Origin of the sequence: Leptolyngbya iicbica LK, assembly GCF_004212215.1 — a bacterium.
Classification (GTDB): domain Bacteria; phylum Cyanobacteriota; class Cyanobacteriia; order Phormidesmidales; family Phormidesmidaceae; genus Halomicronema; species Halomicronema iicbica.
Genome location: NZ_QVFV01000002.1, coordinates 573,421 through 596,172 on the forward strand (window position 1 = coordinate 573,421; position 22,752 = coordinate 596,172).

22 protein-coding genes and 1 tRNA gene are annotated in these 22,752 nt (G+C 54.8%); 10 read left to right on the plus strand and 13 right to left on the minus strand.

The window, feature by feature from the left end; translation table 11 throughout:
• Positions 1-94: 94 nt before the first annotated feature.
• Positions 95-280 carry a hypothetical protein gene (locus tag DYY88_RS09540; protein WP_039728261.1) on the minus strand — a complete coding sequence of 62 codons (186 nt, stop codon included), beginning with the start codon at positions 278-280 and terminating at the stop codon, positions 95-97.
• Between the two features lie 215 nt (positions 281-495).
• Positions 496-1,092 (minus strand): DUF4126 domain-containing protein, encoded by a 597-nt coding sequence (locus DYY88_RS09545; protein ID WP_207223315.1) that lies wholly within the window; start codon positions 1,090-1,092, stop codon positions 496-498.
• A 177-nt stretch (positions 1,093-1,269) separates the two neighbouring features.
• On the opposite strand from DYY88_RS09545, the gene DYY88_RS09550 reads away from it, so the two are divergent.
• Positions 1,270-1,851 (plus strand): rhomboid family intramembrane serine protease, encoded by a 582-nt coding sequence (locus DYY88_RS09550; protein WP_044151336.1) that lies wholly within the window; start codon positions 1,270-1,272, stop codon positions 1,849-1,851.
• Between the two features lie 143 nt (positions 1,852-1,994).
• On the opposite strand, the gene DYY88_RS09555 is transcribed toward DYY88_RS09550, so the two are convergent.
• The 3 genes from DYY88_RS09555 to DYY88_RS09565 all read right to left on the minus strand — a co-directional run bounded on the left by DYY88_RS09555 (position 1,995) and on the right by DYY88_RS09565 (position 6,337).
• Positions 1,995-3,167: a DUF4335 domain-containing protein gene (locus DYY88_RS09555; protein WP_039728258.1), complete on the minus strand. Its 1,173-nt coding sequence runs from the start codon at positions 3,165-3,167 to the stop codon at positions 1,995-1,997.
• Positions 3,164-3,769, minus strand: coding sequence for a DUF3038 domain-containing protein (locus DYY88_RS09560; RefSeq protein ID WP_039728257.1), 606 nt, complete (start codon positions 3,767-3,769; stop codon positions 3,164-3,166). The genes DYY88_RS09555 and DYY88_RS09560 overlap by 4 nt, the downstream gene beginning before the upstream one ends.
• Before the next feature lie 225 nt (positions 3,770-3,994).
• Positions 3,995-6,337: an IMS domain-containing protein gene (locus DYY88_RS09565; protein ID WP_052288554.1), complete on the minus strand. Its 2,343-nt coding sequence runs from the start codon at positions 6,335-6,337 to the stop codon at positions 3,995-3,997.
• A gap of 413 nt (positions 6,338-6,750) precedes the next feature.
• On the opposite strand from DYY88_RS09565, the gene pdhA reads away from it, so the two are divergent.
• From pdhA to DYY88_RS09600, 7 genes are all read left to right on the plus strand, one after another.
• Positions 6,751-7,779, plus strand: coding sequence for a pyruvate dehydrogenase (acetyl-transferring) E1 component subunit alpha (pdhA, locus tag DYY88_RS09570; protein ID WP_039728256.1), 1,029 nt, complete (start codon positions 6,751-6,753; stop codon positions 7,777-7,779).
• A gap of 85 nt (positions 7,780-7,864) precedes the next feature.
• The gene (locus tag DYY88_RS09575; protein ID WP_039728255.1) at positions 7,865-8,848 is read left to right on the plus strand and encodes an alpha-ketoacid dehydrogenase subunit beta; all 984 of its coding nucleotides are present in this window, start codon (positions 7,865-7,867) and stop codon (positions 8,846-8,848) included.
• A 7-nt stretch (positions 8,849-8,855) separates the two neighbouring features.
• Positions 8,856-10,322 carry a protein translocase subunit SecD gene (gene secD, locus DYY88_RS09580; RefSeq protein WP_039728254.1) on the plus strand — a complete coding sequence of 489 codons (1,467 nt, stop codon included), beginning with the start codon at positions 8,856-8,858 and terminating at the stop codon, positions 10,320-10,322.
• Positions 10,319-11,284: a protein translocase subunit SecF gene (secF, locus tag DYY88_RS09585; RefSeq protein ID WP_039728252.1), complete on the plus strand. Its 966-nt coding sequence runs from the start codon at positions 10,319-10,321 to the stop codon at positions 11,282-11,284. Before secD ends, secF begins: the two co-directional genes overlap by 4 nt.
• Before the next feature lie 45 nt (positions 11,285-11,329).
• Positions 11,330-11,632, plus strand: a complete 303-nt coding sequence (locus tag DYY88_RS09590) for a hypothetical protein (protein WP_201279050.1) — start codon at positions 11,330-11,332, stop codon at positions 11,630-11,632.
• A 96-nt stretch (positions 11,633-11,728) separates the two neighbouring features.
• Positions 11,729-11,813, plus strand: a tRNA-Ser gene (locus DYY88_RS09595).
• Positions 11,814-11,891: 78 nt separating this feature from the next.
• Positions 11,892-12,398 (plus strand): hypothetical protein, encoded by a 507-nt coding sequence (locus tag DYY88_RS09600; protein WP_039728251.1) that lies wholly within the window; start codon positions 11,892-11,894, stop codon positions 12,396-12,398.
• Positions 12,399-12,518: 120 nt separating this feature from the next.
• On the opposite strand, the gene frr is transcribed toward DYY88_RS09600, so the two are convergent.
• The 3 genes from frr to DYY88_RS09615 all read right to left on the minus strand — a co-directional run bounded on the left by frr (position 12,519) and on the right by DYY88_RS09615 (position 14,894).
• Positions 12,519-13,076, minus strand: coding sequence for a ribosome recycling factor (frr, locus tag DYY88_RS09605; protein WP_039728250.1), 558 nt, complete (start codon positions 13,074-13,076; stop codon positions 12,519-12,521).
• On the minus strand, positions 13,063-13,791 hold the full coding sequence (gene pyrH, locus DYY88_RS09610; protein WP_039728249.1) for a UMP kinase: 729 nt from the start codon (positions 13,789-13,791) through the stop codon (positions 13,063-13,065). The genes frr and pyrH overlap by 14 nt, the downstream gene beginning before the upstream one ends.
• A 173-nt stretch (positions 13,792-13,964) precedes the next feature.
• Positions 13,965-14,894, minus strand: a complete 930-nt coding sequence (locus DYY88_RS09615; protein ID WP_039728248.1) for a YihY/virulence factor BrkB family protein — start codon at positions 14,892-14,894, stop codon at positions 13,965-13,967.
• Between the two features lie 192 nt (positions 14,895-15,086).
• Here DYY88_RS09615 and ligA point away from each other — a divergent pair, with 192 nt between their 5' ends.
• The gene (gene ligA / locus DYY88_RS09620) at positions 15,087-17,126 is read left to right on the plus strand and encodes an NAD-dependent DNA ligase LigA (protein WP_039728247.1); all 2,040 of its coding nucleotides are present in this window, start codon (positions 15,087-15,089) and stop codon (positions 17,124-17,126) included.
• 132 nt (positions 17,127-17,258) lie between these two features.
• Positions 17,259-18,047, plus strand: a complete 789-nt coding sequence (locus DYY88_RS09625) for a lysozyme inhibitor LprI family protein (RefSeq protein WP_052456700.1) — start codon at positions 17,259-17,261, stop codon at positions 18,045-18,047.
• 16 nt (positions 18,048-18,063) lie between these two features.
• Here the strand turns inward: DYY88_RS09625 and DYY88_RS09630 are convergent, their stop codons facing one another.
• From DYY88_RS09630 to DYY88_RS09650, 5 genes are all read right to left on the minus strand, one after another.
• Positions 18,064-19,509: an N-acyl-D-amino-acid deacylase family protein gene (locus DYY88_RS09630; protein ID WP_039728246.1), complete on the minus strand. Its 1,446-nt coding sequence runs from the start codon at positions 19,507-19,509 to the stop codon at positions 18,064-18,066.
• A 20-nt stretch (positions 19,510-19,529) separates the two neighbouring features.
• The gene (locus tag DYY88_RS09635) at positions 19,530-19,763 is read right to left on the minus strand and encodes a toxin-antitoxin system HicB family antitoxin (RefSeq protein WP_039728245.1); all 234 of its coding nucleotides are present in this window, start codon (positions 19,761-19,763) and stop codon (positions 19,530-19,532) included.
• Positions 19,751-20,173, minus strand: a complete 423-nt coding sequence (locus tag DYY88_RS09640; RefSeq protein ID WP_242517597.1) for a putative toxin-antitoxin system toxin component, PIN family — start codon at positions 20,171-20,173, stop codon at positions 19,751-19,753. Before DYY88_RS09640 ends, DYY88_RS09635 begins: the two co-directional genes overlap by 13 nt.
• Before the next feature lie 58 nt (positions 20,174-20,231).
• Positions 20,232-21,179 (minus strand): DUF6963 family protein, encoded by a 948-nt coding sequence (locus DYY88_RS09645; protein ID WP_052288552.1) that lies wholly within the window; start codon positions 21,177-21,179, stop codon positions 20,232-20,234.
• A gap of 76 nt (positions 21,180-21,255) precedes the next feature.
• Positions 21,256-22,503 (minus strand): adenylate/guanylate cyclase domain-containing protein, encoded by a 1,248-nt coding sequence (locus DYY88_RS09650; RefSeq protein WP_084607127.1) that lies wholly within the window; start codon positions 22,501-22,503, stop codon positions 21,256-21,258.
• Between the last annotated feature and the right edge of the window lie 249 nt (positions 22,504-22,752).

Sequence of the window (22,752 nt, forward strand, 5' to 3'; positions counted from 1 at the left end):
GGGTGAACGCTTTAAGAGGAGAAATATCTCTGACAACGGATCTGCCCTAAATCCATCCAAGACTTCTACCTCATCGCTTAATGGCGGCCCAAACCTATGGTTCGCGCTTAAACACCAAGCTGTAAACCGCCAAGCGTTTAATGTCTTCATACAGCGACTGTTCACCATCAGCAGCCCGACGAAGGTCGTTGGCCCCCACCAAAAATATCGCCCAAAGCGCCAACAGAATGATGAGACGGCCGCAAATCGCAAAGGGACAAAGCAACGAGGGCTTAAACATGATGAAAAGTCCTTAGGGCGTGGTCAGGACGTTAGATATCTGAACTACCAATTAGTATGCTAGCGAGTCGAACGGAGCGTTTCCATTAAAAAATATTCCAAAAAATTTTTGAATGTTATGCCATGTGAGCGGCGAAGAAGCTGTGCTGTGACGCTGACTGTAGGCAGAACCGAGTTCGTCCAGTATCCGCCAGGATCAGACAATTTTCGGTCAGTCTAGTCAGGTTCACGTCGCAGTCGTTTGGGGGGGCGATCGCTCCGGTTAGGCTGCTTTAGATACCACTGCCGCCAGGTTTGTGAGGTTCGCAGGGCCAGCCACAATAACAATAGGGCGATGAGTCCCCCTTGTTCGGGCGCGTCGAACGCAAAGAGGACCAGGCAGACACATAGAAAATCTTCGGCAAAGATGACCCATACCTTGGGACGCTGGAGGCGATAAATCCAGCCGACTTGCACCAGATGAATCACCAGAGCGAGCAGACCACCGAGCAACCCGAGCACAATTGCGAGGGTATCGTCGATCTGGAAGGTGCGGGCGACGGCAATGCCCGCGATCGCGCCCACGACCGGACTGAGTAGCAAGCCAATGGTGCGAATAAGCCGCTGCATCAATGGCTGGGTGGAAAAAATCAATTCTGCTAAGGCCCAACTCACCAGCGCGCCGACAATGAGTGTCGGTGGCAGCTGTGATAATCCCGGCATGTGCGACCAGAGATTGCCCGACAGCAAGCCAATCAGTAGCAGCGGTAGGGCGATGCGCAACCCGGCTGCGGCTGAAACTGACAACACTGCTAGCAGTTCTGTAATAATCACGGTCGGACCGAACTCGGTATGCTGAGGGTTATAACCCCTGCAACATCAAACATCGTTACTTTAAACTTCTAAGGTGCTCTGGGTTGTCCGTCAAAAACTATTAGTCATTGTCAACCTAAATTTTGTCGCTTCACAGCCCTTTTCTAGTCACCTAATTCAACGCTTTGTATCAAGGTTATGCCACCACAGTATCCTCAACCGTTGCCTAGATCGCCTTACAACCCGGTGTGGAACTTAGTCGCGATCGTGATTCTATTGTGGGGCGTTCAGATGGTGAATGTCGGTTTGTTCGACGGGCGATTAATTTTGAACGGCATTTATCCACGTCAATTGGACGAGTTACAAGGAATTCTCTGGGCGCCCTTCTTGCATGGCAATTTTGGTCATCTTTTAGCCAACACCTTTCCCATCATCATTCTGGGAGGACTGGTGATGTTGGGCAAAGCCGAAGATTTTTGGGTCGTGACCGGCTTATCGGCGCTGGCGAGTGGCTTGGGAACCTGGTTGATTGGTGCACCTAACTCCATTCATATTGGCGCTAGTGGCGTGGTCTTTGGCTATTTTGGTTATCTGCTGCTGCGCGGCTATTTCGATCGCAGCGCGTTTGCCGTGACGTCTTCTATGTTGGTGATTATTTTCTACGGCAGTTTTCTCTGGGGGGTTTTGCCTAATCAACCCGGCGTCTCCTGGGAAGGTCATTTATTTGGCTTTATCGGTGGCGGATTTTCTGCCTGGCTGCTGTCTAAATCAGCTCGCTGAACTAGGATTCAGCAATCAGAATGGTGTCAACCCTGGCGCTGATCAACTGCATACCATGCTTCAGCATGAACAATCGTCTCAGCGATACAGTTGCTTGCCCCTGGTGCCTGAGAGGCTGTATGGGCCAGCCTAGACTAACCGATTTACTCTGCATCGGTCGCTTCGACAGGGGTCAATTCCACCGTGCCGTCGGGCTGCAAAGTCAGGCGAAATTGGGCTACAGGCTCCGAGATCGCCTGCTCGACATCAATGGGAATAAACGTCAGCTGGGGTAGTGGCGTGCGATCAACATTTTCCAGGGCGGCGTCATTTTCGTACTTATAGCCCAAGATATCGCCCTCTGTAGAGACGGCGATGCGGTAAATCAACGCATCATCAAAGGCTAAGCCGCCATCGTCGGCCAAATCTTCAAGGGCTGCTTCGAGGGTGTTGGTGACCTCCGTTTCTAAATCGGCGAGCAAATCATCATCGGCGATCGCAGGTGCAGTGGATAGTCGCCCTAAAGCAATTCCTGCCGCCACGGGATCGGCCACGTCTTCACTAGTCGTCAGCTCGCTAGTCTCACTGGTCGCCTCGGTGCCTGGATCCGTCTCAGCATCAGCACTTGGATCAGGAGTTGCACTGGTCGACTCAGCATTGGGGTCATTGGCTTCATCGGAGCCCGGGGCAGCTGCACCGCTGTCTGCGCCGTTGGTGGTATTCGGGTCGACGAGTTCTGATTGTTCTTCGCGATCGCTGCGCTGGGGCTCAAACTCAGGTACTGGCACGATAAAGAGCAATACCGACGCGACTGCCAGGGCAGAAACGCCCACAGCGGCAGGAATCACGCGCTGGGCAACGGGTTCAGCCGGACGGGCGTGACGGCGATTGAGAGGCGTCACCTGCAAGGCCATGTCAGGCAAGGTAAACGCATCGGCCAAGAGCTGATCGACCGCTTCTACCAGGTCAAAGAGCTGTACCGTATTGAGCGCGATCGCTTGCTGCATTTCCGCGCCGTTGGCGTCCGTCAGCGTGGCAATTAACTGATGACGATGATCCTCCGTGGGTTGCAGAATCACGGGGTGATCGGCGGTGGGCGTGGTGGCAATCGGATAGGGCACGCCACTCAGCAAAGACTGGGCGTAATCGCTGACCGTTTTGACCAGCGCATTCAAAAACTCACGGCCCCCGCTGAGGCGATCAGGTGTGCCCGGAAAGGTACATTCCGTATTCAGCACCACCGTCAGCGGTGAGGTCGGATCAGCTTCGTCTCCAGTGACAAGACCTTCCACAATCAAATTGCAGTTCGGCAAAATGTATTGACGCTGTGCCGTCATACGACTTCTCCATCAAACAGGCTATTCCATAGGCGCTGCGGCCCTTGGGTGCCAGTGCAAAATAATAAACGGGTGAGCAACAAAATCGCTAGTTCATCGAGTTTTTCGTCGGTGCTGTAGGCAATCACTCCAGCGCGTTTGGGATTCATGCGCGCCCGAAACAGACTCCGAAATCGCTGTAAATATTCCGCCAGACGGAAATGATGCTCTGGGGATAGATTTTGGTCTTGTAACTGCTGGTAGCCCAGTAACAGTTGACGAATCAACACGGTCAACCGCTTGGCGAGGAAACAAATCACTAAAGTCAGAGCTTTGGCTTGGTCAAGGGAAAGCGGGTCGCGTTGGCTTTGTCGCCGCATGGGGTTGGTGCTGCGGATGAGCCACAACTTAACCCGCCCCGGAATGACGGGCTGTAAGCCGAGTTGCTCAGACACTTTGAGGAGCGCTTCTGACCCGGCCACATCGAGAGATTCGATCGCCAGAATCAACAAATCTAAATCGGTGCGTACCCGGCGCGGACAGTCTTGCGACGGCAGGCTGGGCGTAGCGAGGGTTTCTAGGATCGAGGGCGACGGTGACGCCGGCGGGCTGTCGACTTGCATATCCTCAAGTTCAGTAGGTCAGCAACATTAAAGTACCCGTGATCAAGCGGATAAATGACTCTCACTGGTCAGTGGGATCACCATCATAGCTTTGACACACAAGCGCTCAACATACCGCAAAATGGGTGAATGCACCACTCTTGTCGGTGGGCGATCGCGAATCTTCACGCCGTCGTTGAACCGAGCCTAAGCGACGTTGCCACCGCCAGAAAGTTGCCGCTGTAGCTATTCGCCCACTTCGGCCATATCCCTTACATACCAATCGTCACCCTCGCGCACAAGTTCGTACCGCATGGTGAGATTTGTATCGTAAGACAGGGTGTCGTTACGGGCGCCGAGTTCAAAAAACTCCGCGACTTCATTGACTTCCGCTTCGACGGTGATCGCCTCAGCCGTTGGATCATCGGGTTCAACGCTAATCACATTGACCGAATGCTCGAAGGTGTAATACCAGTTATCGCGCTCACCGCCAGCGGCCCGGTTTTGCCATTGAGTGAGCACCGGATCGACTAATGCCGTTTCCAGTACAGCGATGTTGTGCTCTGGCCCCATTGCAAGGCGTTTGGCTTCTAGCCAGTTGGTAATCGTGCGCTCAGCAATGTCAGTGACGCCGATAGTCGCCTCGGGACTTGGCGCTTCGGGCAAGCTAATGGGGGGAGTTGACAAACTGATGTTGAGGGCGGGTTGCTGAATTTTGGGTCCAGAAAATAGGCCGCCAATCCATGCGAGTGCTCGTACCGTCACCACCCCGAGGGTGCCCATGGCCAGTAACCCCACAATCACCACCACTGCTAAGCGGCCCCAGCGAGGCGATCGCGAGGGGGATGATGGGGTCGACGGCGGCGTTGACCGAGACGGCTGGGCCGGAGGGGGGGATACTACTTGAGCCGATGGTCGATAGCCATTGCTGGCGGCCCCGGTCGAGCGAGGCTTGGCCTGACTACCTTGCAATTGCCCATCCGGAGAAAGCTGCGACACTCGCTCCGCCACACTCAAATCATGCTCCAGGTTGGTTCCTAGCGTTTCTGCCGCGCCCGCCTTGGCGAGTTTTTCGTCCACAAAGGTGAGTCCTTGGGCTAAGGAGGCATCCGGATTTGCGCTAGCGGCATTCGCCTGACCAGACATTGAGGCCGCTGCAAATGCTGACTGGGGCAAGACTTCATCGGCAGCGACGGACAGGTCAGGACGCTCGCTCGTGTAGAGGGGCACAGAAGTAGATGGCGGTGACGCTGGCGCCACGGGCATCGTCTCTAAAAACGACTGCACTTGTGGGTCAGCGAAGTAATCTTTGAGGGCAGTTTGCTGGTCGGTCAGGTCACGAAAGTGAGTAAATACCTCCTCTCGCAGCCAGCGCTCGGCATACAGGCAGAGCCCCGGCAACAAGTCCGGCGCCCCTTGAGAATGTTCTCGAATAAAGGCGAGGGGTTCGTACTCCTGACTAAGCTCGAGGGCATGTCCTGCCTCCTCGGCTTGGCCAAGTAATAAAGCGCAAACCGCCTGCTCTAAATGCACGTCTTGGCGGGTACCGACCTGTTGCAGTAGTTGCTTGGCCCGGCGCACCAAAGCGGGCTGATGAAAGGAGAACCCCCGAGCCAGCAGTGCATATACTGCCAAATAGGTCGCAACGGCGGAGGGGCGACGAGCTTCTTTTTCAAAAATCTCTTGTTGCTCAGCAGCGGTGAGGTAGCCGCGCAACTGCTGAATGAAGCGAAGAAAGTCGTCGGTCGAGAGGCCAGAGCGATCATCCCCTGCACCGTCGATGCCGCCCCGGTCTTGCAGCATCGCCTTCAAGAGTTGAAAGCCTTGGCGACGTTCTGCAGTTTGCTCTAAGGGCCGCGCTACCAGTTCGAGGACACGGTAAGGCCGCAGCTTGTCTAGATCGGAACGCAACTCAGCCTGAATGGCGGGAAAGTTATTTTCTTGGACTAGCAAGGTGAGTCCTGTATCGAGCGATTCGGCGGCATTTTCGTACTGATTTTGCTGCCACTGCTCCCGTCCTAGTTCTAAGCAAGCCAGGGCAAGAGATAACACGACATCCCCTTTGACTCGGGCTGGCTCGCCATAGCGACCGTCGGCGAGGGTGTCACTGCCATTCGCCATAAAGGGACGCCCTAAGCGAATGGCTTGCTCATATTCGCCCAGTTCCAGCAAGATCAGCAAAGCGCCGACGAACTGGTCATTGCTAATTTCGACCGTGGGCGTGTAGGGCTCAAGGGTCGGTGCTGGCGTGTTATCTGCGGCCAGCGATCGCAGCGTTTCTTCGCCCATTTGGGGATTGAACTCCGCCGCCTCGCCTTCGGCATGGACTGATTTAAAGGCTTCCAGCGCACTGGGTGTGTAGGTGCGGGCTAAGAATTGAGCATCATAGCTCTGGCGCTGTTCGACATCAGCCAGCAATCGATAGGCTTCGTCGATCAACGACTTGCGCGACTCAATTGCAATTTCTGAATATTCCCGACGGGGCAATTGCAGCGTGCGATCGCGATGGGCCTGTTTCAGTTGTTCTGGCGTGGCCTGTATTGGTAAGCCCAGTATTCGGTAGTAATCCAGTGGAATTCGCACTGTCATCTTGTTTATATACCCGTTTACTGTCAATTCATCGAGGTTTTCCGACGTGCTATCGGGGACTGCCCGCTGTGCCTGCAGTCAAGGCTCTGGGGGTAAAAGTTACCTGCTGGCCACCGGCTCGAAATAAACGTCCCTCATGATAGGTCGGTTATTGCGTTCTTAACAGTCCAATCTGAGAAAACCGTCCAAATCTGAGATTGAGGCCACTAATTTTCATATTCTCAAGCACACACTACTCATCTAAGGAAGGATGTAGGTATAGAATTGTTGAGCTTGTGGGTGCGGGCGATCGCTGGCACTTTTACGAGTGAAATATTGCCCACTAGTTGCGTCAGTCCCCAGAAGATGACCAACTACTGGCCACTTTTGTTTATTGTGTAAAGTTGGAACTGCCGTAAGGATACGTCAAGCTCATGGCCCAGGAACGGACCCTACCTGTATTTGATGCTGCCGATGCCCTTGTGACCCGCGAAGAAGGGCTCACAATCTATGAGGACATGGTACTCGGTCGTTATTTTGAAGATAAATGCGCCGAGATGTACTATCGGGGCCGCATGTTTGGCTTTGTGCATCTTTACAACGGGCAGGAAGCGGTTTCGTCTGGCGTCATTAAATCGCTGCGCACCGATGACTACGTTTGCAGCACTTACCGCGATCACGTCCATGCCCTGAGCGTCGGCGTTCCGGCTGACAACGTTATGGCCGAGTTGTTTGGCAAGGAAACGGGGTGTAGCAAAGGACGGGGCGGTTCCATGCACCTGTTTTCAGAAGAGCATCATCTCCTCGGCGGTTTTGCCTTCATCGGCGAAGGCATTCCCGTTGCCTTGGGGGCCGCGTATCAATCGCACTATCGGCGGGTGGCGTTGGGCGACCCCAGTGCCGATCAGGTGACGGCCTGTTTCTTTGGTGATGGCACCAGCAACAACGGGCAGTTCTTTGAATGCTTGAATATGGCCGCGCTATGGAATTTGCCCATCATCTTCGTGGTGGAAAACAATAAGTGGGCGATTGGCATGGCCCATGAGCGCGCCAGTTCTCAGACGGAAATCTATAAAAAAGCCAGCGTCTTTGGGATGCCCGGTGTTGAGGTAGACGGCATGGATGTGCTGGCCGTGCGCGACGCTGCCAAGACGGCTGTAGACCGCGCCCGCGCTGGCGAAGGGCCGACGCTGATCGAATGTTTGACCTACCGCTTCCGGGGCCATTCCCTCGCTGACCCTGATGAACTGCGCACTAAGGAAGAAAAAGAAGAGTGGTTGTCTCGCGATCCGCTCAAGCGATTTGAAACCTATTTGCTCGGTCAAAAATTGGTGAAGGCTGAAGAGCTCAAAGCCATCCGCGACAAGATTCAGCAAGTGGTAGACGACGCTGTCACTTTTGCCGAGCAAAGTCCCGAGCCAGACCCGAGCGAACTCCGCCGTTACATCTTTGCGGAAAACTAAGGGGCGCTGACGCCCCTCAGGGCAAGCTCTATTTCCCTGGTCTTGCCATTCTTTCAACCTTTATTACTTTTCAACTCACAATCCTATGGCAGAAACACTCCTATTCAATGCGCTGCGCGAAGCCGTTGACGAAGAAATGGGCCGCGACGATACGGTCTTCGTTCTGGGTGAAGACGTTGGCGTCTACGGTGGCTCCTACAAAGTCACCAAAGGACTGTACGAAAAATACGGTGAGTTCCGCGTTCTCGACACCCCCATTGCCGAAAACAGCTTTACGGGCATGGCCGTGGGTGCTGCGATGACTGGGCTGCGTCCCATCATCGAAGGCATGAACATGGGTTTTCTGCTGCTGGCATTCAACCAAATTGCCAACAATGCCGGGATGTTGCGCTATACCTCGGGCGGCAACTACAAAATTCCCATGGTGATTCGGGGCCCGGGTGGCGTGGGGCGGCAATTGGGAGCGGAGCACTCCCAGCGATTAGAGGCATATTTCCAAGCCGTTCCCGGTCTCAAAATTGTGGCCTGTTCCACTCCCTACAACGCCAAAGGCTTGCTCAAGTCCGCCATTAGGGACAATAATCCGGTGCTCTTTTTCGAGCATGTGCTGCTCTACAACTTGAAAGAAAACCTGCCCGACCACGAGTATCTGGTGCCATTGGACAAAGCTGAAGTGGTGCGACCCGGTAAAGACGTAACGATTCTGACGTACTCCCGGATGCGGCACCATGTCACCCAAGCCGCCAAAAAGTTGGAGCAAAAGGGCTTTGACCCTGAAGTCATCGATCTGATTTCCCTAAAGCCGCTGGACTTTGACACTATTGGCGCGTCGATCAAGAAAACTCACCGGGTGATTGTGGTCGAAGAATGTATGAAGACTGGGGGCATCGGTGCGGAAATCGTGGCTTCGATTAGCGATCGCTTCTTTGACGAACTAGATGCGCCTGTCTTGCGGCTCTCTTCCCAAGACATTCCGACTCCGTACAACGGTAAACTAGAAAGTCTGACAATCGTGCAGCCTCGTCAAATTGAGGAAGCGGTTGAGAAGATGATGGCACTGCAAATTTAAGGACACCATGGGCAGACAACGGTTGCTGCTGGCACTGATTTTAGGCTTGGTCATTGGCGCGATCTTCGTGATTAGCACCATTCCTACCCGACTCGGGTTAGACCTGCGGGGGGGCACGCAATTGACCCTGCAAGTCGAGACCACCGACAAAGTGCCGACCATCACCGAACAGGATATGGAAGCGGTCCAGCGAGTTATTGCTGACCGGGTAAACGAGTTAGGGGTCTCGGAAACTTCCGTTCAGCAGTTGGGACAAAATCAGCTCCTGGTGCAGTTGCCAGGGGTGAGTGATCCCGAACAAGCTCAGCGGGTGTTAGGCGAGACCGCTCAGCTCGAATTTCGTCCCCAGAGTCCGGGCACTGAGCAGCAGTTCCAGATTGAAAATCAGATTTTGCAGCAGCATCAGTTGGAGCTATTAGCTCTTCAAGAAACGGCCAATCCGAGCTCCCAAACCTTACTAGAGTCCGCCACGGGTGAACCAGGCACTGCCGGGAGCGACGACCTAGAGCAGCAGATTCAGTCGGTGCAACAAGCTATTCAAGAAAGCAATCGCGCCATTCGGGATCTCTTTGCGCCTGCCGACCTGACCGGGCAAGCGTTGACCGATGCCTATGCCAGACCCCGCCAGAGCGGCAATCAGTGGGAAGTCGTGATTCAGTTCGATTCTGCTGGTGCCAACAAGTTTGCGGAAATCAGCCGCGACATTGCGGGCACGGGGCGCAGCATTGGTATCTTTCTCGACGATCGCCTGATCAGTGCCCCCAGCGTCGATGTGCAATATGCCGAAACGGGCATCACCGGCGGCAGCGCTGTGGTTTCGGGTAACTTCAACGCTGATTCTGCCAGTGATTTGGCGATTCAATTACGGGGGGGAGCACTGCCGCTACCCGTCGCCGTTGTTGAAACCCGCACCGTGGGGCCAACCCTCGGCCAAGACAGCATTCGCCGCAGTCTATATGCCGCCATTGTCGGACTCGTCCTAGTGTTGATTTTTATGGCAGTGTACTATCGCTTGCCGGGCATATTGGCCGACTTGGCTTTAGTCGTCTACGCCCTGTTGACCTTGGCCGCCTTCAACGTGTTTGGCGTTACCTTGACGCTGCCGGGAATTGCCGGCTTCATCCTCAGTATTGGCATGGCAGTTGATGCCAACGTGCTGATTTTTGAGCGCACTCGCGAAGAGTTGCGCAGTGGCAAAACCCTGTATCGCTCCGTTGAATCGGGCTTTTATCGAGCCTTTTCCAGCATTCTCGACAGTAATGTTACAACGCTGATCGCCTGTGCAGCCCTCTTCTGGTTCGGGGCAGGATTGGTGAAAGGGTTTGCCCTGACGCTGGCCATTGGGGTCGTGATTAGCCTATTTACAGCGGTTACCTGTAGCCGCACACTGCTGCTCTTTTCCTTAAGCCTGCCGCAATTCCGCAAACCTGAACTCTTTTGTCCGGGCCTGTCCACCGCACCTGCAAAGCCATGAAGTTAGACGTTATTCGACAGCGATCATTTTGGTGGTTGATTTCTGGCATTTTGCTGGCAGCTAGTCTGATCGGTATGATTATCAGCTGGCAGCAGTTTGGCGCACCGCTGCGACCTGGGCTCGATTTTGTGGGGGGAACCCGCATTCAAGTGACACGCGATTGTGGGGCTGCCGATTGTAGTGAGCCGATTGATTCGGCCGATGTGCGATCGCTGCTCGCTAACCAAGGCTTAGAAACTGGCGTCATTCAAGTCACCGGCACCGAAGGGCAAAGCGTCTCGATTCGGACGCGCAACCTCACTGTTGATGAAGAAGCCACTCTCCGCGCTGCACTCAACGAAGAGATTGGCCCTCTCGATAACCGCTCAGTGCAAATTGACTCGGTTGGGCCGCTGGTGGGTCAACAATTGTTTGCCTCGGGTCTGTTGGCGCTCATCGTATCGTTCGCAGGTATCGTGATTTATCTGAGCCTGCGTTTCCAATTGGACTATGCGCTATTGGCGATCGTGGCCCTGCTACACGATGTGCTTGTCGCGATGGGGCTCTTTGCCTGGCTGGGCTTGTTACTCAAAGTCGAAGTCAATAGTCTGTTTATTGTGGCCTTGCTGACCATTGTGGGCTTTTCGGTCAACGATACGGTGGTGATTTACGATCGCATTCGCGAAAACATTAAGCTCCATCCCGAACGCCACATCAACGATCTGGTCGATGATGGTGTTAATCAAACCCTGACCCGCTCGATTAACACCACCTTGACCACGATTCTGCCGCTAGTGGCGATCGTCCTGTTCGGTGGCGAAACCCTGAAGTTCTTTGCCTTAGCCTTAATTGCAGGCTTCCTGGCAGGGGCTTACTCCAGTATCTTTGTCGCTAGTACGTTACTGGCTTGGTGGCGGGTCAAGTCGGGCAAAGCGATCTCTGGTCTGGCAGAACCGGCACAACCTGCTGAAGAATCTCTTTGACGCTGTCTTGTGTCGTTTGACCCTGTACCACCAGAAATGGAGCAAATGCTTGCGCTGCGTCGCCGTTGGCTTAAGCGTTGGTGGTTAATCACTTTGGCCTTGTGGGCCTCGGTTGGCGTAGTGAGCATTTGGAGCCTGCGCCGCACTTGGCAGCAACTCGCTGACTATTTCACTTGGGCAGCGTTGCGATACGGCCTCGCATTTAATAGATTGGCAGCGATCGGCTTGGGCCTCTGCTTGGGCCTCACGGTTGCTCTATTGGTCAAACAGGCACGGTTTTTGTTGTTTGGCCTTACCGCCGCTGAACGTCAGGATCTGATAAAAGCGCTAAACAAGCGCCAAACTTGATTGTTGAGCGCTGGATATATTTGCCCTCTGGGGATCTAAATTTAGTGACAGCAAGCCTCTCATAGTTGAAAGCGATGCTTTACAATAGCTAAGCCTGGAGAGGTGGCAGAGTGGTCGATTGCGTCCGACTTGAAATCGGATGAGCCGAAAGGTTCCCAGGGTTCGAATCCCTGCCTCTCCGTTGTTTTATAGCTCTTTATTTGCGCTAGTGGCTGTAAATAGTGCGAATATTGTGAGGATTTCTAGTCGTATTTGAGTCGTGCGGGAACAGCGATTAGAGCGGGAATCCGCTAAATTTACTCGCGTCAGTATTTGGCAGAATGGTGGCTCTTACGTCTTGAGGGCCAGTTTGCCGCCGAAGCCCGGAAAGCAGGGGAAGTGGCGGCAGCAGTGGGTCTCAATTCGCTGTAAGGCGACTAAGGCGGGGCTGAAGGTGGCTGAAGCGAAAGCTGCCAAGCTCGAATCAGATTTACTGCTAGACCGATTTGATTGGGATGATTGGCTGAAAAATACGACTAGCCAGAATACGACTAATAAAACGGCTCATGAGTGGGTCGAGGCGTTTCTGGCGTGGAAGGGGGAATCAGTAAAGGATACGACTATTCGCAACGACTATCAACCCTACACACAGTTGGTTGACTGCCAGCAGACCATTAGAGCCGCATTGCTAACGGAAGCTTGTAGACAGGGCGCTACACCCAATTCTAGGGCACAGAAAGCTTATGTGAGGTGCTTGAAAACCCTGGCGCTTGCCGATCAAAAGTAGATTGGACAGGTCTGACGTACTCACTGGCCTTTCATACTAAAGCGGGGCACATGGCCTATACCCCGCCCATTGATACTGCCAACACCTTGGCGGTGGTTATTTGGAGTCTGGCTGAAGCGTTTACACCGTCATGATGTCTTCTTCTTTAGCCTTGAGTGCTTGGTCAATTTGAGCCGTGTACTTATCGGTCAAAGTCTGCACTTCATCTTGTAAATCGCGCAATTCATCTTCCGAAATTTCGCTGTCTTTCTCTTGTTTTTTGAAGACATCCAGGCCATCGCGGCGGACATTCCGCACCGACACTCGACCCTCTTCGGCATACTTGCTGGCTACTTTGACAAACTCTTTGCGGCGCTCATTGGTCAGCGGGGGAATATTAAGCCGAATGAGTTTGCCATCATTATTTGGGACGAGGCCCACATCAGACATGGAAATGGCTCGCTCAATATCGCTGAGAGAACTGGGGTCAAAGGGCTGAATCATCAGCGTGCTAGCGTCTGGGGTGCTCACATTGGCCAGCGACTTGAGCGGGGTGGGGCTACCGTAATAGTCCACCATGATTTTGTCCAACAGTGAGGCATTGGCCCGTCCCGTACGGATGGTGTTGAATGCGCGTTTGGTGGCATCCACCGCGTTTTGCATTGCTAGTTCGATATCAGTTAAGTCAGCTAACTTCACAGGACTCTCCCACTATTGTGCCGATCGATTCTCCCATCACTGCCCGGCGAATGTTACCCGGCACCGATAGGTCAAATACCATAATAGGAATATTGTTGTCTTTGCACAGGGCGATCGCCGTGCCATCCATCACTTTAAGGTCGTGGGCGAGCACATGGCCATAGGTCAGGCTGTTGAATCGTTTAGCATCTGGATTGACCTTCGGGTCAGAATCATAAACGCCATCGACTTTGGTGCCTTTGAACACGACATCAGCCCCGATTTCCGCTGCCCGCAGCGCCGCTGTCGTGTCGGTCGTGAAGAAGGGATTGCCAGAACCCGCCCCAAAAATGACCACGCGATTCTTTTCTAAATGGCGAATCGCCCGCCGCCGAATGTAGGGTTCTGCCACCTCTTGCATGGTGATCGCGGTTTGGACGCGAGTGGGAGTGCCATTGCGCTCGATCGCATCTTGCAGCGTAATCGCATTCATGGCCGTGGCCAACATGCCCACATAGTCCGCTGTGGCCCGATCCATACCCGCCGCCGAGCCCCGGATGCCCCTAAAAATATTGCCACCGCCGACGACGATGGCAATTTGAATTCCGTGTTGGACGACGGAGCTAACTTCTTCCGCAATGGATTGGACAATAGTGGGGTCAATACCATAGGCGAGATCACCCATGAGGGCTTCGCCGCTTAATTTCAGTAATACGCGCTTGTAAGTATTCGTCATTCAGCCTATCCCCAAGTTCATACCCTCAGGATTCCCCAACCATCTAACCACATCTGAGCCGGGCTTCGCCCAAATCTAAGGGGAGAACTTAGTATTTTGCCAATGCCCCATCACCCGATGGCCAAAGCGTTAGCCAGAGGTGGGAGCCAAAACAGGAAAACGACCACACCAGGTCACAGGATGAGGTCATGATGGCGACGGCTGCCGAACAGATGCGCATAAACATAGGACATGACGCATCCAAAGAAGAAGATTTGACAAGTGAGATAAATCCACAGCATCAAAATCATGACCCCACCGATCGCTCCGTAAGACTGATATTGGCCGCCAATGTGGATAATGTTGCGACTGACCAACTGTTGCAAACCGATCAGCAATGCAGTGGTCAATAACGTACCGGGCCAGAGGTCTTTCCAAGGGGTGCGGGTGGAGGGCAAAAATCGAAATAGCAGCAGCACCGCCAAGGCCACCAATAAAAAGGAAGAACTGATTTGCAACGCTTTGGCAATCGGCAAGTCATCGACGTGTACAAATGGCAGCGATCGCCCCATATTGTCGATAAATTCAAGCACCACGCGAATAACGATATTCGACAACAGGGACAGCAGCAAGAGCATTGAGGTGCTGATCACCAGGGCAAAGGCAAAGAGTCTTTTGCCGAGAAAGTTGGTGGCGTTGTCTTTCAAGCTGGTGGTGCTGTCGGTGTCGGTGTCTTCCGCTTTCCAAATGCGATCAACGGAGCGATCGAGCGCCGCAAACACGCTACTGGCCGCAAAAAACGAAACGCTGAAGCCCACGATGCCCGCCCCGACGCTTTGGCGGTTGAGTCTCAAGAGCGTGCGTTGAACAATCTCAAAGGCTTCTGGCGGCAAAGAATCTTGGGTAAAGGTCAAAATCTTTTGGGCAGTATCGGTGTCCGGCCCGAGCAAAAATCCTAAAACACTCGCGAGCACTAACGTGATCGGAAACAGTGAGAACAGGGCGTAATAGGACAGCGCTGCACCCATTTCTAAGCATTTGTCCTTTTGCCACTTCAGCCCGGTTTGAATGATTAGTTGTGCGCCGCGACTGGGTAAGACTTTGTCTCGCAAAAAAGGCAGCATTGCTCTCACCTTTGGTCATCCCAACAGCTTTTACAGTATCGCTGAAGGATGCCCTGAGCTGCTTTGTTCACTATGGTTTGGGACGAAGAAGATAGTCTGGTGCTGGCCAAGGGCAAAAGCTTCCCCAACGGCGATAGAGAAGCCCCGTTAAGAACGGTAAACTGGGGGTCTGCAATGTGAGGTCAGACACCGATGGGCGATGCCGTAGCACAGCAAATTCAGCAATTGCGTGAGCAGCTGCAAAAGGCGAGCTACGCCTATTACGTGCTCGATCAGCCCTTCATGGAAGATGAGGTGTACGATCGCCTCTATCGCCAACTGCAAGACCTGGAAACTCAGCATCCCGACTTGGTGACGCCCGATAGTCCGACTCAGCGCGTGGGTGAACGTCCGGCTAGTCAGTTCAACTCGGTGCGCCACAACATTCCCCTCTACAGTTTGGAAAATGCCTTTGGCATTGAGGAATACCGCGCCTGGCAGGAGAAATGGCAGCGTCTTGCACCCGAGGTGGGAGAAGCGGCAGCGGTGGCGGAACTGAAGATTGATGGATCAGCGATCGCCCTCACCTATGAGAACGGCATTTTGATCCAGGGACTGACGCGAGGAGACGGTGTCACGGGGGAAGAGATCACTCAAAACCTCAAGACGATTCGGTCGATTCCCCTGCGGTTGCGCACTGACCGACCGCCCTCGCGGGTGGAAGTGCGGGGCGAAGCATTTTTACCCCTGGGTGAGTTTGAGCGGATTAATCAACAACGCGAAGCGAACGACGAGGCCCTCTTTGCCAATCCGCGCAATGCGGCAGCGGGGACTTTGCGACAGCTCGATTCGCGCATTGTGGCCGATCGCCGCCTCGATTTTTTTGCCTATACCCTCATCATTCCAGAAGCGGCTGAGCCGGGCGATCTGTCGCGCCCTGACACCCAAGCAGAATCGCTAGAAACTCTGCAAATGCTCGGCTTCAAGGTGAATCCCGACCGGGCGCTGTGCCAAACGGCAGACGAGGTGGCCGCATTTTACGATCGCTGGTCTACGGCCCGCCATGACCTGCCCTACTTAACTGATGGGGTGGTGGTGAAGCTCAACGATTTCACGCTGCAACGGCAGTTGGGCTTTACGCAAAAGTTTCCCCGCTGGGCGATCGCCCTCAAATATCCCGCCGAAGAGGTGCCGACGCTAGTCAAGGCGGTGTCGGTGCAAGTCGGGCGCACCGGAGCCGTCACCCCCGTGGCCGAACTCGACGCGGTGCAATTGGCGGGCACCACGGTTTCCCGCGCGACGTTGCACAATTCTGATCGCATTCAAGAGCTGGATCTGCACATTGGCGATACGGTCGTGGTGCGCAAAGCGGGGGAAATCATTCCCGAAGTGGTGCGGGTGCTGCCAGAACTCCGCCCCGCCGATGTTATGCCCTTTCGGATGCCGACCCATTGCCCCGAGTGTGGCGAGACTCTGGTGAAACCGGAAGATGAGGCGGTGACCCGCTGCATCAATGCGTCTTGTCCGGCGATCGTGCGAGGGGCGCTGATTCATTGGGCGCGGCGCGATGCGCTGGATATCAACGGCATCGGCAGCAAATGGGTGGAACAGTGGGTAGATCAGGGACTCGTCCGGTCCGTCGCAGATCTGTACGGGCTCTCCATCGAGCAGCTCATGCAGCTTGATCGCATGGGCGAAAAGCTGGCGACCAAAATTGTGGACGCGATCGCGGCTTCCAAACAACAGCCCTGGTCGAGAGTGCTCTATGGCCTGGGCATTCGCCATGTGGGCACCGTCAATGCCAAGGTCTTGACCCAGCAATTTACGTCAGTGGATGCGCTCAAAGCGGCCAAAATTGAAGATATTGAAGCGGTTTACGGCATTGGCCCCGAGATTGCTCAATCCGTGTACGAATGGCTCCGCAATCCGGCCAACTGGCACCTGGTCGAACAGCTCAGAGCCGCTGGACTGCAGCTAGAAGGATCCGAATCGGCAACTCAGCCCGCCGCTGAAGAGCTGCCGCTTGCCGGAAAAACTTTTGTGATCACGGGTACCTTGCCTTCTCTCAGCCGCAACGAGGCCAAAGCGCTGATCGAACAGGCGGGCGGTAAAGTCACTGGCAGCGTCAGTTCTAAAACGAGCTATCTGGTGGCGGGCGAAGACGCTGGCTCGAAACTCACCAAAGCCGAAAAGCTCGGCATTCCCCAGCTGTCCGAAGCGGATTTGCAAGCGTTGCTCAAGACTGATGACTAAGTATTAGCGACTTGAGCGACCTGGACGTTGAGCGATGGTAATGATGCCGATCGCAAAAGATGCCCAGTCACAATTTCAGAGGCAAGAGACACAAGCTATTCTAAATAGCGTTGCAGATTGGCAGAGTACAGCATGACGAACAGGGTGGTGACATCGCTACAGCGGGGGCTTTGGCTCAGCTTGATGCTGGGGGCGATCGCGGCTTGCCAATCAACGCCGAACGCAGCGGAAGATACGGCTACCGATGCCGCCTCCAGTCAGACGACGGAGCAGTCAGACGCCGCTAGCACCGACTCGACAAAGGGGGATGGCGCGATCGGCACGGCCAACAACACCACTGAACAGTCCACCCAGCCCAAAGCGCCCGCGCCCAAACCCGTGCCCAAGTTGCCCGCCGAGTGTGCCAGTCCTGACACCCAAACTCAGATGAATATTTGTGCGGGGGCGGAATATGAGCGGGCCGATGTGCAACTCAACAATGCGTACCAGGCGACGCTAGCGACCGTAAGTGGCGCCCAAGCCGACCAACTCGTAGCGGCAGAGCAAGCGTGGATTACTTACCGTGATCTGTATTGTGACTTTGTGCAGGGGCAGTATGCGGGGGGCTCGATACAACCCCTCATCTATGGCACCTGCATGACCCAACTCACCCAAGAGCGCACAGCTTTGTTGGAACAGACCGCCCCGATGCAGACTGATTTCGAAGCGGCTGATCAAGCGCTGAATGTGGCTTACCAAGACTTGCAAGATCTATTGTCAGCATCAGAACAAGATCAGTTAACGGACGCGCAACTGGCCTGGCTCGACTATCGGGATGCCCACTGCGCCTTTGAATCTGGCGCTATGAATACTTGCATGGCCACCGTCACCACCCAGCAAACCCAACAGTTGCAGGCCCAAGTCGAGAGCCGCTCACTGTAGCACTGTCTTGAACTGCTCAGGCTGGGCGCTTCAAGACTCGCCCGGTACGGCTATCGGTAGTGCCTCTGGCATTCCAGGCGATCGCGCCATTCACTACCACATACTCGATACCGCTGGCGGGCCGAGTCGGCTCCTCAAAACTGGCCTGATCGAGGATCGTATCGGCATCAAAGACGGTGATGTCAGCAAAGGCTCCGGGTTGCAGCACGCCGCGATCGCGCAATCGAAACTGTGCCGCCGAGAGTCCCGTCATGCGATGCACCGCTTCTTCCAGCGAAAACAGCCCCAGATCGCGGGCGTAGTGGCCCAACACGCGGGGAAATGCGCCCCATAACCGGGGATGGGGAAAGCGATCGTGGGGTAAGCCGTCGGAACCGACCATGGTGTGGGGATAGGCGAGAATGCGCTGCACATCCGCTTCATCCATCTGGAAATAAACGGCCCCGGCGGGTTGCAGGCGGGCGGCCGCTTCGGTTTGGGAACAGCCCCATTGCGCGGCGATCGCGCTCAAATCTTGTCCGGCCATTTCTGGGGCGGCTTCGGACCAGGTGATGCGGGTGCGGAGTTGGTCGTCCATCAACTCCGGCATCAGCACGGTGGAACTGGCGGCATAGGGATACACATCCAGGCCCACGAGTTGGCGAGATCGCGCCTGGTCAATCTTTTGCAGGGTTTGCACGCTGCGGCCCCAGTTCGCGCGACCCGAGCATTTGTGATGGGAAATCACCACGGGGACGCCTGCGGCCTGGGCTGTGGCAAAGGTTTCGTCCAGGGACTTTTCCACATCGTCTGCTTCGTCGCGCATGTGGGTGGTGTAGATGCCGCCGACAGGAGCGAGCAGTGCGGCCAGGGCAATCACTTCTTCCTTGGGAGCCGGTTTGTTGGTGGGGTAAAACAGTCCCGTGGAAAAGCCGATCGCCCCCGCATCCAATGCTTCTTGCAATAGCGATCGCATGGTCTCGATTTCGGCTGGGCTAGCAGGCTGCCGGACATCTGCCATCGCCGCCACCCGCAACGTGGAATGCCCCACCATGGGCGCGGTATTGATGGCGGGAGGATGGGACTCTAGTTCGGCGATGTATTCCGCAAAGGTGGCGAAGCGATACCAGGGGCGATCGCCCAGCAAATCTAGCGGTGGCGGGGGGCGATCCGTGGCTTTCAAGGGCGCGAGGCTGATACCACAGTTTCCTGTAACGACGGTGGTTACGCCCTGGCTGAGCTTCGGCGTCATCGCTGGATGGGAGAGCAGCAGGCGATCGTCGTGGGTATGCACATCAATGAAACCGGGGGCCACAATTCGTCCGGTCGCGTCAATTTCCTGTGGTGCAGAAAGGTGGGCCAAATCGCCGATGGCCGTGATGCGATCGCCCGTCACAGCCACATCCACACTCATCCGCTGGGCTCCCGTTCCATCAATGACCGTACCGTGACGAATGATCAAATCGGGCAACATGTTCGTCATCTCATCAACCTTCGGACAAATTATTCAGTCTCACGATCCTGAGTGAGATGATCAAGGTGATCTAGCAGTTGCAATCCGGTTTGGGCACTCCCTTGGGCGGCCATTGCTTGGAACCGGGTGAAGGTCTCAAATTCGACTAGCGCAGTGGTTGATAGTTCTTCCATCAGGGTATTGAGACTGATGCCGCGACTGCGAGCGAGTGCTTGGAGTCTTTCATGTTTGTCGTCTGGTAGCCGAATAGTCAGTGTGGCCATGATGATTCGCCCTTTAAAATTGCTTCTGGTTTCAATATCTGTAGATGGGGAAAGCGGAGTTCACTATTTTGGAAGTCCCTGATGTTATTCGTCGCAATTAGACTTGCCCGCCCAGCGATCGCCAGTTCAATGAGATGGTTGTCGGCCTCATCTTTGAGGTTAGGACGCCAAGTGTAATAAACAAAAACCCACTGACTCACGCTCATTAGCGCTTGAAGCAAGGCTAGGATTTCGGCCTGAGTGAGCGGGCATGGCTCAAGAACCTGCTTTCGACCGATCACTGATTCGTACTCGCAAAACAAGCTGGTGCCCATCAGTTGATATTCACCAGTAAGACAACGCCGAATCAACTGGCGACTTGGGCCAGATGGTCCAATTAAAGCGCTGACAAAAACGCTGGTATCAATCACGATTCTGGTTGTCATGTGACGATAGTAGCGTAGGTGATTGAGAGCCGAAGTGCAGCTTTTAAGGATGGGTATAGCTAATTTGCAAACTCGTTTGGCCGCTCATTTCGACAATGTGGCCGCCGCTGACAATGCAGATCGGCTCGAAGAGGGTTTTGCCGATCGCCTGTCCGTTGTGGCGCACGATGCTGTGAAGGTAGATGCCGACGCCGGAGCGATCGCGATCGGTAAACGTGCGATCGCTCGTCACCACCCGTTGCGCCACCCCGTATTCGTCCACGTCCACCGCATCTACGTCGCCATAAATAATCGGGACACCCGCCGCAATGGTGAAATGACCAATCACTGGCGCTGGCTCCACCATGCACCGAAAGCCGATGTCAGCGACTAAGGGCGCAAGCGATGAGTAGGGCGAGATCGCGTTATGCAGCACGCCCAACTTGGCTCCTGTGGCGGCATCTTCGCGATAGGCCATACCGATATCAGGACGCTTTTGCACCCGAGGGGCATTTTGCAGATACAGGTTGCCCTGACGATCAATCGTGATAAAACCCACATCGGCTTGGGGATTGGCGGCTAATACCGACTCGGTAGCAGCTTGGGCTGATTGCCCCGATTGGAGGGCGTCCAAAACTTCAACGTTGAGGGGAATGCCGTTGATGCTCGGCCCCTGGGGAACGCGGTGAGCGGTGACAAGTCCGGCATTTGCATCGGCGGTGAGAAATTGAGACAGTGGCGTTGGGCGATCGGGTCCGGAGGAAATCAGGGCTGCCGCGATCGCCCCTTGCACCATTTCTGGCGGTTCCACTCCTGTGGTTTCCCCCTCGGTGAACAGAGTGCGAGTGCCGCCTCGCTGGGTTTCGTAGCGTTGCAGTTCGCCCTCGCTTGTGATTACTGCCAACATCACAAAACCGCGAATGGCTCCTGTCCCCACGGCCTCAGCCGCTTGCAATGCCTTAAAAATAGCCAGTCCAGCATTGGGGCCGGAGGCCGCGATCGCGATCGTCATCGGCTTCTCGTCAATAGGGGACAGCCCATTCTAAAAGATGAGTAAGCTCAGGGTCGGTGCCTGCGGCCACCTGCTGTCAAGCGACTCGCCAAACTGTCAGAGGCTCCGTTTTGCCTTTCAGGTTCAGGTTGTGGGACTGTTTCACTGCCACCCGCTGATGCAGGGCCTGATACACGGCATCCGAAATTGTGATTTCCCCTGCCGGGGTAGCGCTTTCCAAGCGTTTCGCCGTATTCACCACATCACCAATCACGGTGTAAGTGCGCACCGAGTCGCCGCCAAATAACCCTTCCACTACGGTGCCGTAGTGAATACCGCATCCCGCCCCGATGTGGTGCGGCTGCAACACCGGGGCGGCGGCCTGCTGCATCGCTTGCGCGGCGGCCAACGCCTGCTGCGGACTGGCATAAATCGCCATGATTTCATCCCCGGTGAAGGTGATGCGCAGGGGATGGTGTTGGGAAACGGCGGGTTCTACTTGCTGGTAGTAGTGGTTAAGGGTGGCGGCAACGGTTTCGGTATCGGTGTGTTCTGACCAGTGAGTAAAGCCACGAATATCCATAAACACGATGGCGCGATCGCACTGCTGAAAGGCTAACCGCTCGGGATGGTTCACCGCGGTCATTACAGCATGGCTGCCCAATCCCCATTCCGCCAGGTTCTGCAACAGCACCGTCGTTTGTTGGAGCTGGCGTTGTTGCCTGACAATTTGCAACTGGTGCATCCCTAACAACAGCCCCACCAGCATCAAACTTGTCATTAAAAAGAAATGGGTATTCTCGTCGGCAAACTGCCCTAACCACTGCCAATTCATTAACTGACTGGACTGATCGCCCGCTCGCACCACCAAATAAAAGAGCAGCACCATCAACATGCGCACGACACTTTCCAGCGGTAGCGTCCAGCGTTCCCATTGGGGTCGCCAATGATAGCGACTGCTTTGCAGCAGGGCGATCGCGAGCGAAAACAACCAAAAAACGCCGTGCGATGGACTCTCGAAAAACTCCCGGCCATCCACCGGCAAATCAATCAGCGTGTATAGGCTGACCCCCATCAAATTGCCCCAAAACCTTGACGGATGGGGGCGAGACAGATACAGCGTTTGGAGCAGCATGGCCCCAATCAATAGATATTCAGTGGGGTCGGTCACAAACCCCCGCCAGCCGTAGAGCGCAATATCCGCCAGACTTTTCAGAATGAGGAAATGACCGCTATTACTCAAGAATTCTCGTCGAAAGGCAAGGCCTAGGGGCGGCGGACTCAGATCATGGGTGAGCGCTGGGTCAGAGCTAATAGCGGGAGAAGAGGCGACAGTCGGAGTCATAGCGTGAGTGATCGTACAGTTTTGGGTAACGCTTGATACGCCTGATTGCGTCTAGTATGCCCATCCTTTCCCTGACGTTGACGCCGCCCACATTCACCCCTATCAGCGCAACCAACTCGTGTTTTCCTAATCAAACCTTAAACTTATCTGCACAAATTCTGGCTTGATGGGCTTCCCCCTTATGGTCTTTCAATAAGTTCCTAGAGATGGGAAAACTCGGCCCCCGGCTTTGGCAGCCATAAAGATTGA